Origin of the sequence: Providencia sp. PROV188, from assembly GCF_027595165.1 — a bacterium.
Taxonomy (GTDB): Bacteria; Pseudomonadota; Gammaproteobacteria; order Enterobacterales; family Enterobacteriaceae; genus Providencia; species Providencia lanzhouensis.
Map to the genome: position 1 here is coordinate 881,447 of NZ_CP097291.1, position 19,102 is coordinate 900,548.

The 19,102-nt window shown below is 40.2% G+C and carries 18 protein-coding genes; 10 read left to right on the plus strand and 8 right to left on the minus strand.

Annotation, left to right across the window (positions count from 1 at the left end; genetic code table 11):
- From M5X66_RS03865 to M5X66_RS03875, 3 genes are all read left to right on the plus strand, one after another.
- Entirely contained in the window at positions 1-2,415 is a 2,415-nt protein-coding gene (locus M5X66_RS03865; protein WP_108479466.1) for a fimbria/pilus outer membrane usher protein, read from the plus strand.
- Positions 2,416-2,450: 35 nt separating this feature from the next.
- A complete protein-coding gene (locus tag M5X66_RS03870) occupies positions 2,451-3,137 on the plus strand; it encodes a fimbria/pilus chaperone family protein (protein WP_108479465.1) in 687 nt (228 codons plus the stop codon).
- Between the two features lie 70 nt (positions 3,138-3,207).
- Complete coding sequence (locus tag M5X66_RS03875) at positions 3,208-3,549, plus strand: helix-turn-helix domain-containing protein (protein WP_108479464.1); 342 nt, start codon at positions 3,208-3,210, stop codon at positions 3,547-3,549.
- 121 nt (positions 3,550-3,670) lie between these two features.
- On the opposite strand, the gene M5X66_RS03880 is transcribed toward M5X66_RS03875, so the two are convergent.
- From M5X66_RS03880 to M5X66_RS03910, 7 genes are all read right to left on the minus strand, one after another.
- On the minus strand, positions 3,671-4,486 hold the full coding sequence (locus M5X66_RS03880; protein ID WP_270103885.1) for a hypothetical protein: 816 nt from the start codon (positions 4,484-4,486) through the stop codon (positions 3,671-3,673).
- Positions 4,487-4,516: 30 nt separating this feature from the next.
- On the minus strand, positions 4,517-5,038 hold the full coding sequence (locus M5X66_RS03885; protein ID WP_154609515.1) for a hypothetical protein: 522 nt from the start codon (positions 5,036-5,038) through the stop codon (positions 4,517-4,519).
- 54 nt (positions 5,039-5,092) lie between these two features.
- On the minus strand, positions 5,093-7,720 hold the full coding sequence (locus tag M5X66_RS03890; RefSeq protein ID WP_230083300.1) for a fimbria/pilus outer membrane usher protein: 2,628 nt from the start codon (positions 7,718-7,720) through the stop codon (positions 5,093-5,095).
- Positions 7,721-7,760: 40 nt separating this feature from the next.
- On the minus strand, positions 7,761-8,471 hold the full coding sequence (locus M5X66_RS03895) for a fimbria/pilus periplasmic chaperone (RefSeq protein WP_036954075.1): 711 nt from the start codon (positions 8,469-8,471) through the stop codon (positions 7,761-7,763).
- Between the two features lie 60 nt (positions 8,472-8,531).
- A complete protein-coding gene (locus M5X66_RS03900) occupies positions 8,532-9,110 on the minus strand; it encodes a fimbrial protein (RefSeq protein ID WP_154600404.1) in 579 nt (192 codons plus the stop codon).
- Positions 9,111-9,202: 92 nt separating this feature from the next.
- Positions 9,203-9,502: a helix-turn-helix domain-containing protein gene (locus tag M5X66_RS03905; protein WP_036954081.1), complete on the minus strand. Its 300-nt coding sequence runs from the start codon at positions 9,500-9,502 to the stop codon at positions 9,203-9,205.
- Positions 9,503-10,023: 521 nt separating this feature from the next.
- Positions 10,024-10,623, minus strand: coding sequence for an FMN-dependent NADH-azoreductase (locus tag M5X66_RS03910; RefSeq protein WP_270103886.1), 600 nt, complete (start codon positions 10,621-10,623; stop codon positions 10,024-10,026).
- 103 nt (positions 10,624-10,726) lie between these two features.
- Here M5X66_RS03910 and M5X66_RS03915 point away from each other — a divergent pair, with 103 nt between their 5' ends.
- From M5X66_RS03915 to M5X66_RS18660, 7 genes are all read left to right on the plus strand, one after another.
- Complete coding sequence (locus M5X66_RS03915) at positions 10,727-11,638, plus strand: LysR family transcriptional regulator (RefSeq protein WP_036954086.1); 912 nt, start codon at positions 10,727-10,729, stop codon at positions 11,636-11,638.
- 192 nt (positions 11,639-11,830) lie between these two features.
- Positions 11,831-12,523 carry a carbohydrate-binding family 9-like protein gene (locus M5X66_RS03920; protein WP_187128802.1) on the plus strand — a complete coding sequence of 231 codons (693 nt, stop codon included), beginning with the start codon at positions 11,831-11,833 and terminating at the stop codon, positions 12,521-12,523.
- Between the two features lie 187 nt (positions 12,524-12,710).
- Entirely contained in the window at positions 12,711-13,631 is a 921-nt protein-coding gene (murQ, locus tag M5X66_RS03925; protein WP_036954092.1) for an N-acetylmuramic acid 6-phosphate etherase, read from the plus strand.
- 53 nt (positions 13,632-13,684) lie between these two features.
- The gene (locus M5X66_RS03930; RefSeq protein ID WP_154600402.1) at positions 13,685-15,049 is read left to right on the plus strand and encodes a PTS transporter subunit EIIC; all 1,365 of its coding nucleotides are present in this window, start codon (positions 13,685-13,687) and stop codon (positions 15,047-15,049) included.
- Positions 15,050-15,064: 15 nt separating this feature from the next.
- Positions 15,065-15,907, plus strand: a complete 843-nt coding sequence (locus tag M5X66_RS03935; RefSeq protein WP_036954098.1) for a MurR/RpiR family transcriptional regulator — start codon at positions 15,065-15,067, stop codon at positions 15,905-15,907.
- A 6-nt stretch (positions 15,908-15,913) separates the two neighbouring features.
- Entirely contained in the window at positions 15,914-16,696 is a 783-nt protein-coding gene (locus M5X66_RS03940) for a sulfite exporter TauE/SafE family protein (protein WP_154637327.1), read from the plus strand.
- Positions 16,697-17,151: 455 nt separating this feature from the next.
- Positions 17,152-17,733, plus strand: coding sequence for a hypothetical protein (locus M5X66_RS18660; protein ID WP_051422722.1), 582 nt, complete (start codon positions 17,152-17,154; stop codon positions 17,731-17,733).
- A 32-nt stretch (positions 17,734-17,765) separates the two neighbouring features.
- On the opposite strand, the gene M5X66_RS03950 is transcribed toward M5X66_RS18660, so the two are convergent.
- Positions 17,766-19,088, minus strand: a complete 1,323-nt coding sequence (locus tag M5X66_RS03950) for an MFS transporter (protein ID WP_108479456.1) — start codon at positions 19,086-19,088, stop codon at positions 17,766-17,768.
- Between the last annotated feature and the right edge of the window lie 14 nt (positions 19,089-19,102).

Here is a 19,102-nt window from a genome sequence, read left to right on the forward strand (position 1 = left end):
ATGAATAAGAAAAATAAATTTTCTTATTGCCATCTATTTTTAATTTTTGTCGTACTGCATGTAAATAATTCCGATGCATCTGAATCAATAAAGAGTAACACAGGATCGTCAATTAATTTTGATATCGACTCTTTAAAATCACTAGGGTATGGGGCAGAGGTCGCTGAATTCTTTATGAAGGGTAATCAGTTTTTACCCGGAAATCATGATGTCACCATAAAATTAAATGGCAGTAATGAATATACTGCGAATATTGAAATCAATGAAAACGGTGAGCTTTGCCTGACTGACGGGTTAATGAGTAAGTTAAGATTAAAAAAAGTTAACTTAACTGACGGATGTAATACATTCGAACAAATTTATCCTGAGGCAAAAATTGCATTACATCCTAGCTCCTACCAAATTGATATGGTGGTTGCCGAAGAGAATTTAGACCCAAAACTACAAGGCAATGAGTTAACGTACGGTGGTTTTGGTGTTGTCAGTAACTATCAGTTATATGGGATGCATATTAACGGTAATTACAGTCAGCGTTTCTATCAAGGAGAGTTTGAAACGGGTATTAACTGGAATAATTGGGTTTTACGAAATAACAGTAGCCTCTCCGCTGGAGATTCAAAATCACAATATCAATTTAATGAAACTGTACTGTCAAAAAGCATCGAACCCTTGCAGTCTTTATTAGATATTGGGCAGCTTAATACGCAAGGTGCCTTTTTTGGGGGAACACCGCTTGATGGTGTGCAACTTTACTCAGATAGCTCTTTGCAAGGCTCGAATATTTTAGTTGTTCCGGTGACTGGTTTTGCAAGTACACCATCAACTGTTGAAGTTCAGCAAAATGGGCGGCTGCTATATCGAACGATGGTACCAGCAGGACCTTTTGAGTTAAATCGCATTAATAATGTGGTGATTGGTTCGCCTTTGGATGTCACGGTTTTCCAAGATAATGGTGAAAAACAGCAGTTTCAGGTGGTGACGGCCAACCAGCAAACTGCGGTTTCACCCATGAGCTATCAATTTTCAGTGGGGCGTTATCGTAGCCAAAGTGATTTGCAAACGGATAAACCCATTATTGGTAGTGCAGAAATCAGCCAGCAATATGGCATGTCAAATTATGGGGCAGGCGTACTTTATTCAAATCAATTTCAAGCGGTGAGTGGACGACTTAACTCTTATTTTGATTTTTCAACACCGATTTCTACGGGGATTGGCGTTCAAAGTGCGAGAAATAATGAAAAGCGCGGGGAGCAGATCGATTTCAATAGCAATATTGCATTTGAGAAAATGACATTCGGGGCATCTGTTTTATATCGTACGAATAAATTTCCAACCTTGGATAGTTCATTATTAAAAAAGCAACCCGCTCAGGATGAGCAAGAAAATACGAATAGATGGTTTAGTGGAGAATTACAAACTACCTCTTCGTTATTTGCAAGTTGGGGTGATGTTACATGGGGGCGCTTTAGCGCTAACGTAAACCATAATCATTTTTATGGCGATAAATCTGATACCGTTTTTTATTCAGCGGGCTATAGCCGAAAAGTTGCAGATATATCGTTGAATGTGAATTACCAAACGGGTGATGATCGAGATAGCCGAATTTTTATTAATGCATCGATGCCGTTAGGTAAGAAAAAAAGCATGAGTATGCAGAGCCAATATTACCAAGATAAAACCATGGTAATGGCAAATTACAATCAGCAAGTCAGCGATAATTTAAGGTATTCCGTTGGGGCTGGTCGTAATGATGGCACGAGTGTCGTGAATGGCAGTATTAATAATGCCAATGCGTATAGCAATATTTCGCTGAGCGGTTCGATGTCCCAGAATAATACGCACTCAGTCACTGTCTCTGCATCAGGCGGCATGGCGTATTCCGATGGGTTATTTGCAACGTCATCCGTACCTTTAGGAGACACCTTTGGCATCGTGTATGTACCGGATGCGCCAGGGGTTAGAGTCAACACGATGGGCAGTGGCACCACGATAACGAATCATTTTGGAACGGCAGCGATTTCATCGTTACCAAAGAACCAAAAGTCTACCGTGCAGCTAAATACGGAGAAACTGCCTCTGAATGTGCGCTTGGATACAACGTCGTTTGATGTTGCTGCGGCGAGAGGGACTGTCATGACGAAACGCATTCAGGCAACCACAATGCGGCAATTATTGTTGAGCATCAAAATGGCCAATGGCAATGACGTTCCATTTGGTGCCAGTGTGCTCAATAAAAAAGGTGATTATATGGGTGTCATTATGGGGGAAGGTAATTTATTACTTAGTAATGAGCAAATTGGCGATGACATTATTTTGCGCTCACCTAACTCTGATGATTGCATTATTAAATATAACGTACCGGAATTTTTTTCCGCTGAATCACTTTATGAAGAGGCAGATGCTATCTGCCAATAATCTTAATATTATTTGAATACAAGTTTGAGGTTTCAATGAAAAAGTTAATTTATATCGCATTTTTAAGTTTAATAGGCTTAATGAGCGTACCTGCAAAAGCGAGTTTCCAATTAGAAACAATGACTGTTATTTTAGATGCTGGTGAAGAGCGCAAAGTATTTAGTGTAAAAAACACATCGAAAGAGCCTATCTTATTATCAACAAAAGTCTCTGATTTAGAAGGTTCTCAGCCTATGGCTAAAGATATTATGGTATCTCCGCCTATTGTTAGAATTGAACCAAATGAAAGCCAGCAAATAAATTTTGTTTTAAAGAAAGGGTTAGATTTAAAACAAGAACAGATTTTGCGTGTTTCTTTCCAAGGTGTCGGTGCCGTTAAGCAAAACTCTGCAAAAATGCCTATTCGCCAAGATGTGGCCATGCTGATTACGCCAGCTAATGGGGTATTAAGCCAAACACCTTGGAAAAATATCGCTGTTAATCAAAAAAATAATCAACTGACGTTGACGAATACAGGGGATCAAGTTGTTCGTTTATCACCTTCAGTCACGACATTACCGAGCAATGACGCTTATACCATTGATCAATTTTATTTAAGACCGAATGAAAGCAAAACTATTAATGTGAAAAACACAGTACAGGAGTTAGTGATTTCACCGTTAAGCCGTTACGGTTTTAAAACTCAAAATAATGACACTATAAAAGTCACTCATAATGGATAACTTTATCTATCGGTAGGACCGAGAATTAAATTTTTAATTAATCGTTCCAGTACAGGGAGATATATAAAATATGAAGAGCGTAGATGAAGATAGTAAACCCGAAAATCATGTTTACTCCGTAATAATCGGCAAAGAGCTGAAACGAATTCGTAAAAAGAAAGGTTTCTCGGGCTCTAAGGTGGCTAGTCAGTTAGGTATTTCACAGCAGCACTATTCACGATATGAATGTGGGAAATGCCGCATTTCTGTTGATACATTATTAAGTATTCTTTTTATTTTAGATTTTGATTTTGGAGACTTTTTTAGTGAGTTAAGGTTCCTGCTGAATAATGATTATCATGGTGAAATCCCAAATGTGAAGTTAAGTGATACTCACAAGGATATTGAAAGTTATTTTGATAAAACAAGTTAGAATTTAATCTTATTAAGAACTTTTCTTTATTTATTCTTTTCTACATTCATCTTGATTGTAAATCCGCCATTAGGCGGATTTTTTTATATTAAAGAGTGACTAATAAAATGCGAAATCAAGCTTACTGAATAGTCGTAATATATTCTGCATTCCAAATATATTCTCCTGCTTGACTTGGGCATTTTCCTTGTAAGTGAGTTTCAATCTGTTTCTCTTTTTGCCCTGCTGGCATTTGAATGACTTGGGGCGGTTTATTGAGAATACTTTGGTTATCAAGAACAATATCAAAATCATCAGGTAAATCATGAGATCTTACGGTTAAATCCATTTTTTTACTTTGTCCCATATATCCCACAAAACCCACAGTTAACGGAATAGCAGCCTTCAGGTTGTCACCGGGTGAACAAGTTTTTAAATCAATGACAGCCGGTGCGCTGATATGAGGATACGCCATACTTGATGCATGTAAATTAACAATCGTATAGGTGAGAGTTGTCGGTCTAAACAGTATCTGTCCTCCGCTATAATTATTTGTCACTATGCTACAGTATAAAACCCAAGTTTCATCATTAAATCCTGACAGGCTCGTGACATATGTAAGTCCATTAATTGAATTATCCCCCCCAAAATAATTGAGTACTGTACCACTCCCATTGAGTCTAATTTTTCCATCATTAAAGGTTTCTGCATAGACCCCTAATCCATGACTATAGAAAGCGGTTTTCATTTCCTCTAAGCTTGGCCAGCATGCAGATCGTAATGGACCTGATGTGCCGTCGGGATTGCTGTAATCTACCTCAAATCTAAACAATGTACTTCTATTTGCGGACGTAATTTCTTCAATATATACATCTTTAATTTCTTTTAGAATAAATGTTGTTTCCGCATAAACAGACAGCGGAAACAATGAAACAATAAAAATAAATAACTGGCGCAATGTTGTTGACCTTACTGGTTAATTCGCAATTTACATCGGCTCGATAGTGACAGTAATCTGTCCATTAACGTCACCAACAGGGGTACTTGAAGTAGAGGACACCTGCGGAACGACAGTGATTTCAGTCTTACCCCCATCTTTGGAGCTATCTCTTTCCAAGGTGGCTGTGGTAGACGATAAATCAAGGTAATCGTCATTGAATTTTAAGCAATAGCGCATAAAGTCAGCATCTGTTTTAATACAGGAACCATCTGCTTCATTTGCTTTGAAGGTGTATTTATATTTGTTAGTGCCTGAACAGGTGGCGGTCAAAGTAAATATTTTAGAATAAGTATCTAGGTCATCTCCGGTTGTTTTACCATTGAATGCAGAACTCGGAATTTTATCTAAAGAAACGGTATCGGGTGCATCAAGTGAGCAGCCTGCCAAAACAGTCGCTTTTATTTTAACTAACGCACTTGCACTTTCCGCGCTGGCTAAGTTGATATTTGCACCACTAACACAGGTGATGACCAAAATTAATTTCACGAGTTTATTGATAATTAAATTCATATTAAGCCTGTTATTTAAATAAAGAATTAAAATAGTTTTGTTATTGACCAATGATTATTGGCAATTAACATCGAATCGAATTAATGATTGCAGATCTGCATTTTCAGGTAACGAATATATGGCTTGGCACTGATTTTCATCGTCATATCCCCATTTGGCTGTTAATTCGCCAGAGGATTCGAGCCCAGATAAATAAACCTGTCCATCATCATTCACAATTGCCGTTTGGTGCCCAATCGAGACCAAGGTGCCGAAAGGCAAGTTTTTGCCATTTTTTACGATGTGAACCAGTGCGCGAGCACCTTGGCGAGTCACAAAGTTTGCTTTGACGATAGCGCCACGAGTCGGCACCGTCGTAAGAACGCTGTTTTCAATTTCTGTTTGTTCATCTAATTCGCTGCTATCTAGGGCAACACGATTTAAACGATATGGCGTTGCGTAAGGCTTGATGGTGTAACCGAGCCAATCTGTTTTCACACCACTGGTATGTTCGACGGGAATATCGCTCGCTCCCGGTGCCGAAATCAGAATGTTGGTCTCACCAAGGGGTTGACTAAAAATGATGCCGTCAGAGTGCAGGGTCACTGCACCAGAAATACCCGTTGAAACTTTACGGTAATCTTGACCGTAGCTATAACCGGCTTGAGTATTTCCATAGCCGCCTTGGTAGGCTAAGTTGATATTCCCGTCATTCCCATTACTCGATGAATACCCTTGAGCAACGTTCCAATTCAGGTTTTGTTGAGCCAGTAAATTTCCGCTTAAGCTGGTCTGCTGGACTAACTCTCCTTGGTTATCGTGGTTAACACTATAAGAGGCATACATTGACGGCGCTCCTTGAGGTAACCATTTCTGTAACGGGATGGATACCGTTAAGAAAATATTCCTATCCGTTGTTTTTACATCGTATTGATCAACATTTTTATTTAATCCATATGAGAGCGTGTAATTAATATCGCCAATCTGGCTACTCAACCCTGATTGTATGGACACCGAACTGCCATTTCGCTCCCAAAAACTCTGGCGGACACCGGTTAAATAAATAGAACCAACCCCTGTTATCTTTTGTGAGATATTGGTCTGTATTCTTTCACGCTTATTATCGTAAAGATTAAAATAGTCGGTATGGTTGGTTTTCAGTTCCCCATTGGTATCAAGGGTTTCATTTTGTGATAGCCAGCCAGACATCCGGTTTAACGATGTTTCTTGCAGGGTATAGTAGCCTCGGGTTGAGTAGCGATACCCAGTGAGTTGAAGGTTAGTGCCGGTTTCAGGGAAGGCTCGTGCGTATAGAAAACGCAGTGACTGTCCTTGATAGCGACTCCCATCGGTTAATTGGCTATTGGCATGGGTGATATCTGCTGAAAATGCCCCCCATGTCCCTAAGTTAAAGCCGGTACCAACTGCTCCTGCCAGATAGTTTTTAGCATATTGAACGCCGCCATACAGCGTTGTTAATGACGATGCTCCCCAGATAAGCGTCGTTTCTCCAAATTGAGTCGTATCATAATTGCTGTTATCCGAGCGAAGCTCACCGGCGGTCAGGCTATAACTCATTCGACCTTCTCGTAATAACAGCGGAACAGAGGAATAGGGCACGATAAATGATTGAATATCGCCGTTAGCTTCAAGAATACTGACTTGCAAGTCACCACTCGAACTCATGGCGTTTAAGTCGGTAATGGCGAACTCACCAGGCGCGACATTAGCTTGGTAAATTAAATAATCATTTTGGCGAATTTCAATGGTCGCATTACTGTTTGCTACGCCGCGGATAATCGGCGAAAACCCTTGTTGACTAGAAGGGTACATACTTTCGTCCGTTCGCAATTGTGCGCCTCGAAAAGCCAGTGAATCGAAAACGGTATTATTAGTTGAACTGTCGCCTAATACTAAACGGCTTCGCCAAGGGATGATCCCTCGCTCGACATAGCTGTTGAGATGTTGCCAGTTATTTTCTTGATTATGTTTGCTTTTATAGCTGGTCCATGTCCGGTTATCACGGTATCTCCAGCTCCCTAAATTGACGCCATTTCTTAGATTCAAATAGATATTTTTACTGAAATCGTGCTGATATTGGTTATCAGTGACACCTAATGTATAGCTGGTAAATAATGCATTAATTCCTTCATCCCATTGGTTTGTTGGGATTTCATCTTTGGCTAAATTATTTAATGCTATTTGAGGAATACTGATATTCAATTTCATTTTCGGAAAATCAAATTCAGTGCTCGCATTAGGAATTAATTGCGCCAGAGGAATACATTGATGGTTGTCCGATTGTAGCAATGGAAGGCTATCAATATTGACTCCCAGCTCAGCCAGTTCCTGCGGCGTTAACAGTGGGATTAACCCTGTTTGGTCTGCTACGAATTTAGGTAATTGGTCATCTTGCTTTTGGCAATCTTGTGCTTTGACAAAGGTAATATTTCTTCTGTATTTGAGATTGCCATTCAATAAAACATCAACGTCATAGGTTCCTGGTAATTGTGAACCTTGGCTTACGAAAGTACTTAAGTCAGCAATATGCTCTGAATCGATAGAGATCAAAGAAGGTGGAAAATAGTAATTTTCTCCCTCTTGGGCGTTAGTGCTTGGTATTACAAAAAGGCAGATAAATAAGTATGAGGGTCTCAAATGGTTATTGATGATTTTTTTGTATTTTTTTAGTGAAACGAACATAGAAAACCTTATTTCCATTTGAAATAAAATAGATTAATTCTTAATTGAAAATGGCTGGTTTTGGTGAAGTGATCCCACCAAAATCATTGATTGAACTGAACGTCAATTTACTGGTATCAAACCCTGCTGGTGCATTAACCTCAATATGACTAAATGGTGCGATCATCGTTGATGGTAATTCATTATTTCCTGAATGAAGATCCGTTAAGGTCATGTAATACGGTGATGGATTTGATATTTTAATTTTTTGGTTATCAATCTTGCTAAATCGGATAAGGTTTTCTGCTTCCTTTGGTGTGATCTTTAATCCTTTTGGTCGAACGAAAAGTTTAACTCGAGTTACAGCCGCAAGGATTAATGCATTCTTATCAGCTAATTCATTCCGATCAAGGGATGGAATAGCCTTTACATTAAAATAAAATAGAGATTCTTTATCTTTCGCTAATTGTTCACCCACATAAACTAATCGAATAGTATTTTCATTTCTTGGTGCGCTAGTAAATAAAGGGGGAGTGGAAATAAAATCGCTTATTTTATTTCCTTTAGCATCTTCAATCCAAGTTTGAACTAGAAAAGCTGATTTGTCTGAGGTATTTCGAATACCCGTGGTAATTTGCTTACTTTCTTGTGGGTAAATAATTCGGGTGCTATCAAGTGTAATTCCACCAGCTAAACAAAGAGAAGAAAAACCAAAATAGAATAACGAAACCAGCCATTGATAATAATGACTTGCTTTAGGTAGCGAAAACATAAAAACTCCGGATATAAAATAATGCGCACCCGCTATGACACGGGTGCAAAGACAGAAATATTACTGATAAGTAATCGTGAAATTGGCAGATGCGTTAGCAGAACCCGCAGTAACTTCATTTGCTAATGCGATGTACTGTGCTTGGAAGCGTAATGTGCTGTCACCTTCATTCAACTTAATAGCATCCGTTGCCTTTGAGCCATTAACAGTTACTAACTTATTGTTTTGTAAAATTTGGATGCCCACGCCAGTTGCGATTGTTTGCCCACTTTGAGATGCTACTGGAGCAAGGATTTTTTCTTCGTCAAGAATGGTATTACCATCAAAAGTCAGAGAGGCATTTTTAAATGTTTCAGTTGCACATCCGGTTAATTTAATATCAAAGCCAACGGGTGATGATACAGAATCTTTACCATCAAAACCATCTTGGCGGTATTGACCTAAATTAACAGTTTGTGAAGCATCATCATTATCAATAACGCAAGGGGTATTCACAATGGTACCCGCAAAATTAACAACGCCACCACTGACAGTCACAGGAGCTAATTCTTCTGGAGCATTAGGTTCTCCTTCTGCAAATACATTTGCAGATAAAGCTAGAGAAATAGGCAATGCGATAGCGATTAACTTAAATTTCATTATATTACTTTCCATTAGATAAAATTTTAAAAGGGGTTATTTCTTTTTTGGTGCTTGCATTCAAAATAAAGCATGCACTCCGAAAAATACATTTATGTATTTTTGAGATTGCCTACATGAATTACACCGTCAGTTTCTAACTCGTCAATAAGTAAATTGAAAAGTCTATTTTGTTCTGGTTTTATTACCTTATTACTAAATTCATCAAAGGGGATATTTAATACATTTAAAAGTCTTAAAATACTTTCAATGCTTAATGTCGATATCCCTCTTTCATATCTTGATATTTGTTGCTGACTGACTGATATTAAGGATGCTAATTCTTTTTCAGATAATCCTTTGCTTATCCGTGCATTTCTAATAAAACGTCCTATTTTTTCATTTAGTTTCATTATATTGATAATTAGTTAATTACCTAGGTTGGTTAAATATGAGTTGTTTAATTGGATGATTTCAAAACGAGGCGAATTGTAGATAGGTTAAATAATGATGTAAATACTCAAAATATGATGAAATATAATGTTACATTCAAATGAAATAAAAACCCTAGAATATTGGCTATTAAATTACTCTTTTTATGAGTTAAATCTTAAGTGAAATAAAAGATTTTTTGGATAATGACGTAGATCAATAAATAAAATCTATTTACTAATCCCGAAATGAAATAAAATGATACAATATATAATATTTGCTTTCATTTTGCACTTTTGGTTACTCATTATGAGGGTTTTTATGGTGTGCTGTATTGCGGTGAAGTCTGTTTTTATAAAGAAATAAACTATTTAAATATTAATTAATACAGTCCATTAGCTGACAATTAACAATTGTAAGCGAGTATTTATAGTTAATTTAATGAAAACAAAATCCCCACGAATTAAATAATGTAGAGTGGGGATTTATTTTATTATGATACTTAATGATGAATGAGACGCATTAATTGTTGTTGAGCATTGGCGAGTCCAGTCTCATAACCTTCGGGTTTCATATCTAAACCTTCTGCGTAGATAAACTGAACATCATTAATACCCATTAACCCTAATACAGAGTTTAAATAAGGGGTAATTGCATCGGTCTCTTGCCCGTAATGAATACCGCCTCGAGCACTAAATACCAGCGCTTTGACATTTTCCACTAACCCCAGTGGGTAGGTTGCGGTATAGCGAAAAGTTTCTCTAGCACGAACCACTAAATCAAACCAATTTTTCAATTCAGTTGGTACATTGAGATTGTACATTGGCGCACCAAGGAGCAGTAAATCACTCTCTTTAAGCTCAGCAATAAGCTGGTCAGAAAGCTCTGTGGTATTTTTTAAATCAGAATTGTTAATTTCTGCGCCTCTTAATGCTGCGAAACGGGCTTGATTAAGAACGGGTAATGGATTTTCTGCCACATCACGCTCGATAACACAGTCTTGATAGCCTTGGGCTTTACGTTCATCCAGATATTGCTGAATTAAGGTATTGGTTTGCGATTGTGCACCGTTAATACTGGATTTGATAACTAAAATTTTCATGGAATTGTTCCTTATCAATTTAGGATGTGGTCAGTATATCTGGCTTGATAAGTTGACAATGAGTGATATTCTTTCCTTATATTGTTTCCAAATGAGCACCAATATGAACAAGTTAGATTTGAACTGTTTACCTATTTTTATTGCTGTGGTTGAAAGTGGAAATTTTACCGCGGCATCTGAGCGGCTACATGTAACTCGTTCAGCAGTGAGTAAAAGTATTTCACGTTTAGAAAATAGCCTAGGCGTTGCACTGTTTCAGCGAACCACCCGTCAGCAAGCATTAACGGATGATGGAATGGTGCTGTATGAATATGCGAGTCATGCGCTGAACTCTCTGCAAGAAGCGTCAAACTTCTTGGAAAGCGGCAAGCGTAATGTCGAAGGGAAGGTCTGCATTACCGCGCCTAGGCTATTGGGAAACTTATATGTTATCCCGCTACTGATTGAGTTAATGAACCTTTACCCTAAATTGGAAATTGAAACGTTATTGAATGACCGGAATGTGGATTTACAGCAAGAAGGGGTTCATGTCGCAGTGCGAGTGGGGCAACTTGCTGATTCAAACCAATTGATTGCACATGAAATTGGTCACCATAAAATGATTTTTTGTGCATCACCCGATTATTTAACGGCAAACGGTACGCCGACGGCACTCAGCGAATTAGAAAAGCATCAGCTTATTGCCTACACACAGGGCGGACACATTTTGCCTTGGCAAGTGTATGATCGAGCTCAGCAAGAGCACCGCTATTTACCCACCAGTAAATTGATTATGGATGATATGCAAACAATTATGTTGGCGACAATAAAAGGGGCGGGAATTGCGTATTTGCCTCAGTGGCTGGCACAAGAAAAAATACATTCGGGACAGCTTGTTGAGATTTTATCTGACTATCAAAGTGCTCGTTACCCAATTTCTGTCGTGTGGGTCGCTACGTCCTTTCTACCGCTAAAAATAAGAGTGGTTATCGATACGATTCGTGAAAAGTTAGCCTTAAGTTTAAGGTCAGAATAACGAAATTATAAACAGTGAGCCTCTTCACAATGTGAGGGTTTTTATTGAACATGCCTTGCTCTTGGTGAAATTTTAATTCTATATTCGTTATATGTTATGAAATTTAATTTCTTAAATGATCATAACGATTCCGTTATAAAAAACACCATGATGTTATTCGCACATTATAAAACCGATAAAGTGAGGCAAGGCATGAAATTAATCACCCTATTTGCAGCAACAACCTTGTTAGTGACTGCCAGCGTGGCAGCAAAAGAGTACCCCATTCATCATACTGCGCAGATCAATTCCCTTGAAGATGCTCAAAAATCGGCGGTTTGGGAGCAAGCTGAAGTGCTCACTGACTTCACGTATCCGTGGGAAAATGAGACGCCACCAAAAACTGATTTTCGTGCATTATGGAGCGATAATGCACTTTATTTTCGCTTTATTGCTGACGATAAAGATATCCAGCTAGGCAAAGATGCTGATAAAGATCAGGCGGTATTGGATTCAGACCGTGTGGAATTATTTTTTGCAACCAGCCCTGAGTTAAAACCGTATTACACGGCTGAAATGGACCCTTCTGGGCGTACATTTGACGCGAAAGCCAATTTTTACCGAGAAGTGGATCCAAGCTGGAATTGGCAAACACTAAAAACGGTGGGACAAATTACCCCTGAAGGCTATGTGTTAACGGGGAAAATCGATCTGGATGAATTCACCAAGCTGAATCTTTGGCAAGATAATGACAAGAAAACCTTGATGTGCGCCATTCTGCGCGGCGAATTTAGTGCCGGTGAGCCTAAGCAAGTGCGTAAGTGGATCAGCTGGATCAAGCCGGATTCAGTGAAGCCAGACTTCCATATCCCTTCCGCTTTCGGAAGCTGTAAGCTCGTCAAATAACCCTCATCCGGTGGCAGCCTTAAACGCTTTATAAAGTTGCCACCGGTTCTTTCACACTTTTTCATGTTGTTGTTGTGAGACCAGTCACGTAAATCATCACAAGTGAATAACTTGTAATGATTAGAATTAAAATTAAAATTCATAAATAGCATTTTTTAATGAAATATAGTTTCAGTTGAGGTGTGCCATGTCAGTAACCGAAAATACGCTTAGTGATTGTTTGAACAATGAACTTAATCAGGACACATTGCAGTTTTCTCGCTTAGATACCTTATCGATGTTAACGGTGATCAATCAGGCTGATAGCACGGTAGCAACGGCATTACAGTCGGTATTGCCAGAGCTCGCCAATGTGGTGGATGTGATTGCGGATCGTTTAAAACAAGGCGGGCGGATCTTTTATGTGGGCGCTGGCACCAGTGGTCGACTGGCGGTATTAGACAGCGCAGAGTGTCCGCCAACATTTGGTACATCGCCAGAAATGGTGCAATCGATTATTGCGGGCGGTCATTCAGCCATGCTGAAAGCCGTTGAAAATATTGAAGACTCAACAGAAGCATCGGTAGAAGAACTACGGGCACGCGGTGCAACGGAAAAAGATGTGATTATTGGTATTGCGGCAAGTGGACGAACGCCATTTACCTTAGCGGCGATTGAATATGGTAATCAAATCGGGGCATTAACCGTGGGGATAACCACCCGTGGACACGGTTTGCTCAGTGATTTAGCGCAGTATGCCATTGCGCCGGATGTGGGGGCGGAAGTACTTTCTGGCTCTACGCGCATGAAGAGTGGCACTGCACAAAAAATGATTTTAGGCATGCTAAGCACCTGTGTCATGGGACGCTTAGGGCGAATTCATACCAATTTAATGGTCGATGTGATGGCGAGTAATATTAAATTACTGCGTCGTGCTGAACGTATTGTTGGGGAAGTGTGCGGGATTGATGTAGACACTGCGGCAGCATTATTGAAGCAAGTGGATTATCACCCGCGCCGCGCCATTTTGATGCATGAATTGAATATTACTGCACAACAAGCGACAGAGATTGTTCAGTGTAACCCGAACACCAGTTTGGATTCGATGCTAAACAGTCACAGTGAATAGCGTAAAACATAACATAAACAGAGTCATAACTCAGTCGACACCGGGGAAATCCTATGGCTAATAAGATAGAACATCTGGAAGTGCTCGCCAGAGAAATAGAAAAATATGCGGGCGGGTTTGAAAACGTGGGTACCTTAACCCACTGTATGACGCGTATCCGTCTGGTTTTAAAAGATAATAGCAAGTTTGATGCAGATGCGCTTAAGCAAGTGGAGGGCGTGAAGGGGGTTGTCTTTAATGGTGAACAACAACAAGTGATTGTGGGCATGGGGACGGCGGCGAAAGTCTTCTCTGTGATGAATAAAAGAATGCAAAACAGCGGCGTAGCAAGTGATGAAAGTACACCATCAGCGCCAGAGAAAAAATCGTTCTCGATCCGCCGTATGCTGAATACATTAGCCGCAATTTTTGTCCCAACCATTCCTGCGTTAATTGGTTGTGGTCTAATTATGGGGCTGATTAATATTGTGCGTTTAGTGGCGCCAGGTGTGGTGGATCAGTTCCCTGAGCTGTTTAAATTATTAAAGCTGATCGGTAGCGCAGTATTTACCTATTTATCCATTATGATTGGGGTAAATACCGCGAAAGAATTAGGCGCATCCACGTCGATTGGTGCTGTGATGGCGGGGCTTTTAGCGATGCCGGGCTTAGCTGATATCACCTTATTTGGTGAAAAACTCCAACCGAATAGCGGCGGAATTTTCGCGGTGCTGATGGTGGTGGTGTTCTCCTCTAAGTTTGAAGTGTGGTTTAGGGGCATCATTAAAGAGAGTTTAGATCTGATTGTGACGCCATTTGTGACGATTTTAGTCTCTGCAATGGTGGCGTTAGTCGTCTTCCAACCGGCGGGTCATTATCTGAACCAAGTGCTGGCACAAGGGGTTTCTGTGGCGCTACTGAGTAGTGGTGGCGGGGCAGTAGCAACGGGTGGCATCTTAGGTGGCAGCTTCCTATTCTTATTACTGACTGGTCTGCACCAAGGTTTGATCCCAATTCATGCGGAAATTCTACAAACTTTTGGTTTGAACTATTTATTCCCAATCTTAGCCATGGGCGGAATGGGGCAAGTGGGGTCATGTTTCTGGGTGTTCCTGAAAACCAAAAACCAGCGTTTAAAGAAAACCTTAGTGGGCGCGTTACCCGTCGGTATCTTCGGTGTGGGTGAGCCATTACTGTTCGGGGTTTCCTTACCGCTGGGTAAACCGTTTATTGCTGGCTGTATCGGTGGTGCCGCAGGCGGTGCGCTGATGGCGTTCTTCCATGTGGGGATTATCATTCCATTTGGTACCGCAGGCTTATCCTTAATTCCGCTGGTGGGTGATGGGCAGATTCTGGATTTTCTGATTGCGGTAGCAGGCGCATGGATTGTCGGTTTCATTGCCAGTATGATAATAGGCTTCAACGATCCAGAAAAATAATAAGAAGGTATAGCCATGTCAGCACTGACAGTAAAATTGGAAAGCTTATTGACGAGAGGCAAAGGCACAGAGCAGCGTATTGCGAAGTTTTTGCTGGAATATCGCGATAGCCTTGTGGCAATGAATGCCGCTGAATTGGCTCGTGAGGCTGGTGTGAGCAGCGCATCCGTCATTCGTTTTGCAAGGCAAATGGGCTATCGTGGCTATCCTGAATTCAAAGTCGATTATTTATCTGATGAGAAGCAACACAAAGCGGAAAGTTTGTATGGCAATCTGAGCCGTAACGATGATACGGCTCAGATTATCGCTAAATCTGGGCAGTTATTTATTAGTGCCATTGAAAAATCCTTAGAACTGCTAGAGCCCGCCGCGGTTGATGCCGTCGCGCAAAAATTGGTTGAAGCGAAGCGCATTGTGCTATTTGGTATTGGCTCATCAGCGATTGTGGCGAATGATATTTTCCATAAACTGATTCGCGTTAATAAATCGGCGTTATTTAGCCCTGACTTGCATGTGCAGCTGAGCTATTCGGCAAATTTAGGTGAAGGGGATCTCGCCATCGCCGTGACAGCAAGGGGAAATACGCCAGAAGTTAACCGAATGCTGAAGTCGGCGCATGAAAATGGCTGCACGACGATTGCTTTAACGCGCTTTGGGCAAGATGACGCGGCGCGTCTCGCGGATTTAACGCTGCCATATTACTATGATGAACAACACTCTCAGCTGGGGGTGATCACACCTCAAGTGTTGCAGATGGTGATATTCGATACGCTATTTTTCAAATATTTAACCCTTGCCAATGAAGATGCAGACATCGCATTGCAAAAAGGTCGACAAGCCGTTACTCAGGCAGGATAAACCACCATGATTGTCACAGAGTTAGCCATCGGCGCACTGATTGGCTTGATTATAAGCACAACCGGTGTGGGCGGTGGTGTGATTGTTTTACCCATACTGACTTATTTTTTTGGGCTTAACGCCTTAGCCGCAGTGGCAACGGCCAACTTTCTCTCTATGTTGATGAAGGTCTCTTCGTCATACATGCATTTTCGGCTAGGCAATATTCCCTTAAAAGGAGCGCTGATTGTCTTGGCGATTATGTTGCCAAGTACGTTTTTATCCAGCTTGTTTGTGACGTGGCTAGGCAGTATCCCTGCTTATGAAAACCAGGTGGAGTGGGGCATTAATCTGTTGGTCTCCGCCGCCATTATTTTTTCATTGTATTTATTTATTCAACGGATGTTTTTTGCTAATCCGCGTAAAAAAGTTGCCGTGAAAGAAAACCAATTGAAAGCGATGGCGATCCCGGCGGTATTGGCGGGAATTGTATTAGGCGCAACTGGGGTTGGCGGCGGAGTGGTCGTTCTACCCATGTTATTGCGTTATATGGATTTAAATATTAAGCAAGCCATTGGCACATCAATTGTGGTGACGACGGTGTTATCAGGCTCTTCGGCGCTGGCTTATGCGCAAGATGGTCACACGGATTTAAAACTGGCATTAATTTTATGTGTAGGGGCACTGTTAGTGATGCCGCTAGCGAAATATTTGCTGGTGAAATTATCTGAGCGAACTTTCCAATATATTACGTTATTGCTGATTTTATGCAGTGCGGTGATGATGACATGGAAAGTGATTATGCCATAAAGGTGAAATGATTTTTTCTTGCTCGTCTACGTTATTTCATTTATCTGAAGTTGATAGTTTAAATATCGTTATATTTAAACTATCAACATTGGTTTCTATTTAATTCCCATCTAAAAAAGAAAATCAATTTTTAATAAATTTATAAATATAATTGATTTCTTGTTCTCTTAATTGAAAAATATTATCATTAATAAAATGTTGGACTATAATAAATTTTTATTAATTGAAAGTGAATCTATTTTTGATTTTCATTGTTGAATTTTAAAATATGGCGCTATCTTTTTTGTATATGTAATAATTGATGTTGTTTTTTTGCTTTAAACAATTGATATTGAAGTGGATGCTCTTATAAAGATACGGTGTGTAATTAACTTTAAATTGCGATTTATATTTTGGAAAACACATTATTTGTTTTTCAAGAGTATTGAAAAGCATCAATCCCAAATGATTATATTATGAAATATCAGTTAACACATATGTGTAGCCAATCAACACAGTTTTATGGTGTTGAAACAAACTTAAACCTAGAGCAATTTCAACAAGCGTGTGCTTATATTCAGTTAATTAGAGATAAGCTACCTAGTTTTTCATCTTCGGATGATTATTTAACTGAGTGTGAAACTCTTTTTCTTCTTCAGATGTTTTATGGCTTTATACCATTATATGAAAATAGTGAAGTGGATGCGATTGTTGATGTTCATCATAACTGGGAATGTTATGTCATTGGTGGGAATTTAGCGTCAATAAACCAATATGCGATATGTAATGCAAGCATTATTATGTTGGAATTTCTTCGCTATAAATTACAGACAAAACTCAATACTTATTCTAATGAGAAAATAAAAGTTGATTTAGCTCGGCTAGATTCCTTATTAAGCGGCCATTTTTTAAAAAAAGAATGGGCGCTGAAAGATATTTATGGATATGACCTTACGGGTATTCAATTTTTAAGAAGTGATAAAGTTGAATTAATCTCTAAAGAGCATGAAATAGAACCAAGGACACGGGGATATTTAATCCCCGAGATTTCGTTGTGATTAGCCGAAAGATTTTTAAAACGGGTATTAGGCTATTTTCTTTTCATTATGCTCATCTTGGAGGTTTGCGCTAAGGTTAATCCTTTAGTTTCTGGCGCAAACAGGATGGAAACCACTAAGCCGACTAACGAAACGCCAGCCCCCATGAGCACCACATGGCTAATGCCATATTCGTGAATAAAGACAGGCAGTGCCCATGTTGAAAAAATGGTTCCGATGCGGCTTATAGACATAATCACGCCAACAGCGGAAGCACGAATATCGGTCGGAAAAAGCTCGTTCGGATACAGCCATTGTAATATCCCTGGACCACCAGAAAAGAAAGCGTAAATACCGAACATAATGATTACCAAGCAGATCCCCAAGTTGGAGAATAAGCCAAGGATTGCCAAAGCGCAGGTCATAATTGCAAAGCTGCCAATTAGTAAAGGTCTTCTGCCCATTTTGTTGAGCCAGTACATTGCAGGTAAGCAGCCGAGCATAAAGAATAGGCTAATGACGACATTACCGAGTGCGGCATTTTTCCCTTGATCCCAACCAAGTTCCCCGACAATTTGCGGGCCAAATGTGTAAATGGCAAACATGGGGATCACTTGGCAAGTCCAAATCGCTGCGGTGAATAAGACAAAAGAGAAGTGCCGCTTGGTAAAAATATCAATAAAGCGGGTTTTCTTTTGCTCTTCGGCCTCAAATACCACGGGCTGACCGAATAATTTGGTCATCATCTTTTGGCATTCTTGATGCCGACCTTTGCGGATCAGCCAAAGTGGCGACTCAGGTAAATCAAAACGACCAATCAAAATCACGATGCAGGGAATTACGGCGCTCCCAAGCATCCAGCGCCAGCCATCTTCAACATCGTATAAAGCATAGCCCACAAGGTTGGCGCAAGTGGCACCGACGTACCACATCGCGGCAATAAACCCGACAGCAAAAGCACGCTGTTTAGTATTGGAAAATTCGGTGATCATCGACGTGGCTATCGGGTAGTCAGCCCCGATGACTATGCCTATTAAAAAGCGCATTAATAGAAGCTGCAAAGGCGTTGAAACAAACATAGTGGCGACGGAGATTGCCCCAATAGCCACAATATCAATCAGGAACATTTTACGGCGACCGACTTGGTCGCAGATATAACCAAATAAAGAGGTACCGATAAACAGCCCCGCTAACGTGGCCGCACCGAGTAAACCAATCCACTCATTACTTAAATTAAGCACTGGAGTGAGTTGCTCTAAGGCAACGCCAATGAGGACTAATACGTAACCGTCAAGAAAAGGCCCACCGCTGCCCCACAACATAATGCGGCGGTGGACTGAGGAAAACTGGATGTCATCAAAGCTTTTAGGTTGCATAGTCGTTACCTGCA

Bases quoted from the DNA above. Each gene is read 5' to 3' on its own strand.
- M5X66_RS03865 (WP_108479466.1), top strand. From the start codon at position 1: ATGAATAAGAAAAATAAATTTTCTTATTGCCATCTATTTTTAATTTTT.
- M5X66_RS03870 (WP_108479465.1), top strand. From the start codon at position 2,451: ATGAAAAAGTTAATTTATATCGCATTTTTAAGTTTAATAGGCTTAATG.
- M5X66_RS03875 (WP_108479464.1), top strand. From the start codon at position 3,208: ATGAAGAGCGTAGATGAAGATAGTAAACCCGAAAATCATGTTTACTCC.
- M5X66_RS03885 (WP_154609515.1), bottom strand. From the start codon at position 5,038: ATGAATTTAATTATCAATAAACTCGTGAAATTAATTTTGGTCATCACC.
- M5X66_RS03890 (WP_230083300.1), bottom strand. From the start codon at position 7,720: ATGTTCGTTTCACTAAAAAAATACAAAAAAATCATCAATAACCATTTG.
- M5X66_RS03895 (WP_036954075.1), bottom strand. From the start codon at position 8,471: ATGTTTTCGCTACCTAAAGCAAGTCATTATTATCAATGGCTGGTTTCG.
- M5X66_RS03900 (WP_154600404.1), bottom strand. From the start codon at position 9,110: ATGAAATTTAAGTTAATCGCTATCGCATTGCCTATTTCTCTAGCTTTA.
- M5X66_RS03905 (WP_036954081.1), bottom strand. From the start codon at position 9,502: ATGAAACTAAATGAAAAAATAGGACGTTTTATTAGAAATGCACGGATA.
- M5X66_RS03910 (WP_270103886.1), bottom strand. From the start codon at position 10,623: ATGAAAATTTTAGTTATCAAATCCAGTATTAACGGTGCACAATCGCAA.
- M5X66_RS03915 (WP_036954086.1), top strand. From the start codon at position 10,727: ATGAACAAGTTAGATTTGAACTGTTTACCTATTTTTATTGCTGTGGTT.
- M5X66_RS03920 (WP_187128802.1), top strand. From the start codon at position 11,831: ATGAAATTAATCACCCTATTTGCAGCAACAACCTTGTTAGTGACTGCC.
- murQ (WP_036954092.1), top strand. From the start codon at position 12,711: ATGTCAGTAACCGAAAATACGCTTAGTGATTGTTTGAACAATGAACTT.
- M5X66_RS03930 (WP_154600402.1), top strand. From the start codon at position 13,685: ATGGCTAATAAGATAGAACATCTGGAAGTGCTCGCCAGAGAAATAGAA.
- M5X66_RS03935 (WP_036954098.1), top strand. From the start codon at position 15,065: ATGTCAGCACTGACAGTAAAATTGGAAAGCTTATTGACGAGAGGCAAA.
- M5X66_RS03940 (WP_154637327.1), top strand. From the start codon at position 15,914: ATGATTGTCACAGAGTTAGCCATCGGCGCACTGATTGGCTTGATTATA.
- M5X66_RS18660 (WP_051422722.1), top strand. From the start codon at position 17,152: ATGAAATATCAGTTAACACATATGTGTAGCCAATCAACACAGTTTTAT.
- M5X66_RS03950 (WP_108479456.1), bottom strand. From the start codon at position 19,088: ATGCAACCTAAAAGCTTTGATGACATCCAGTTTTCCTCAGTCCACCGC.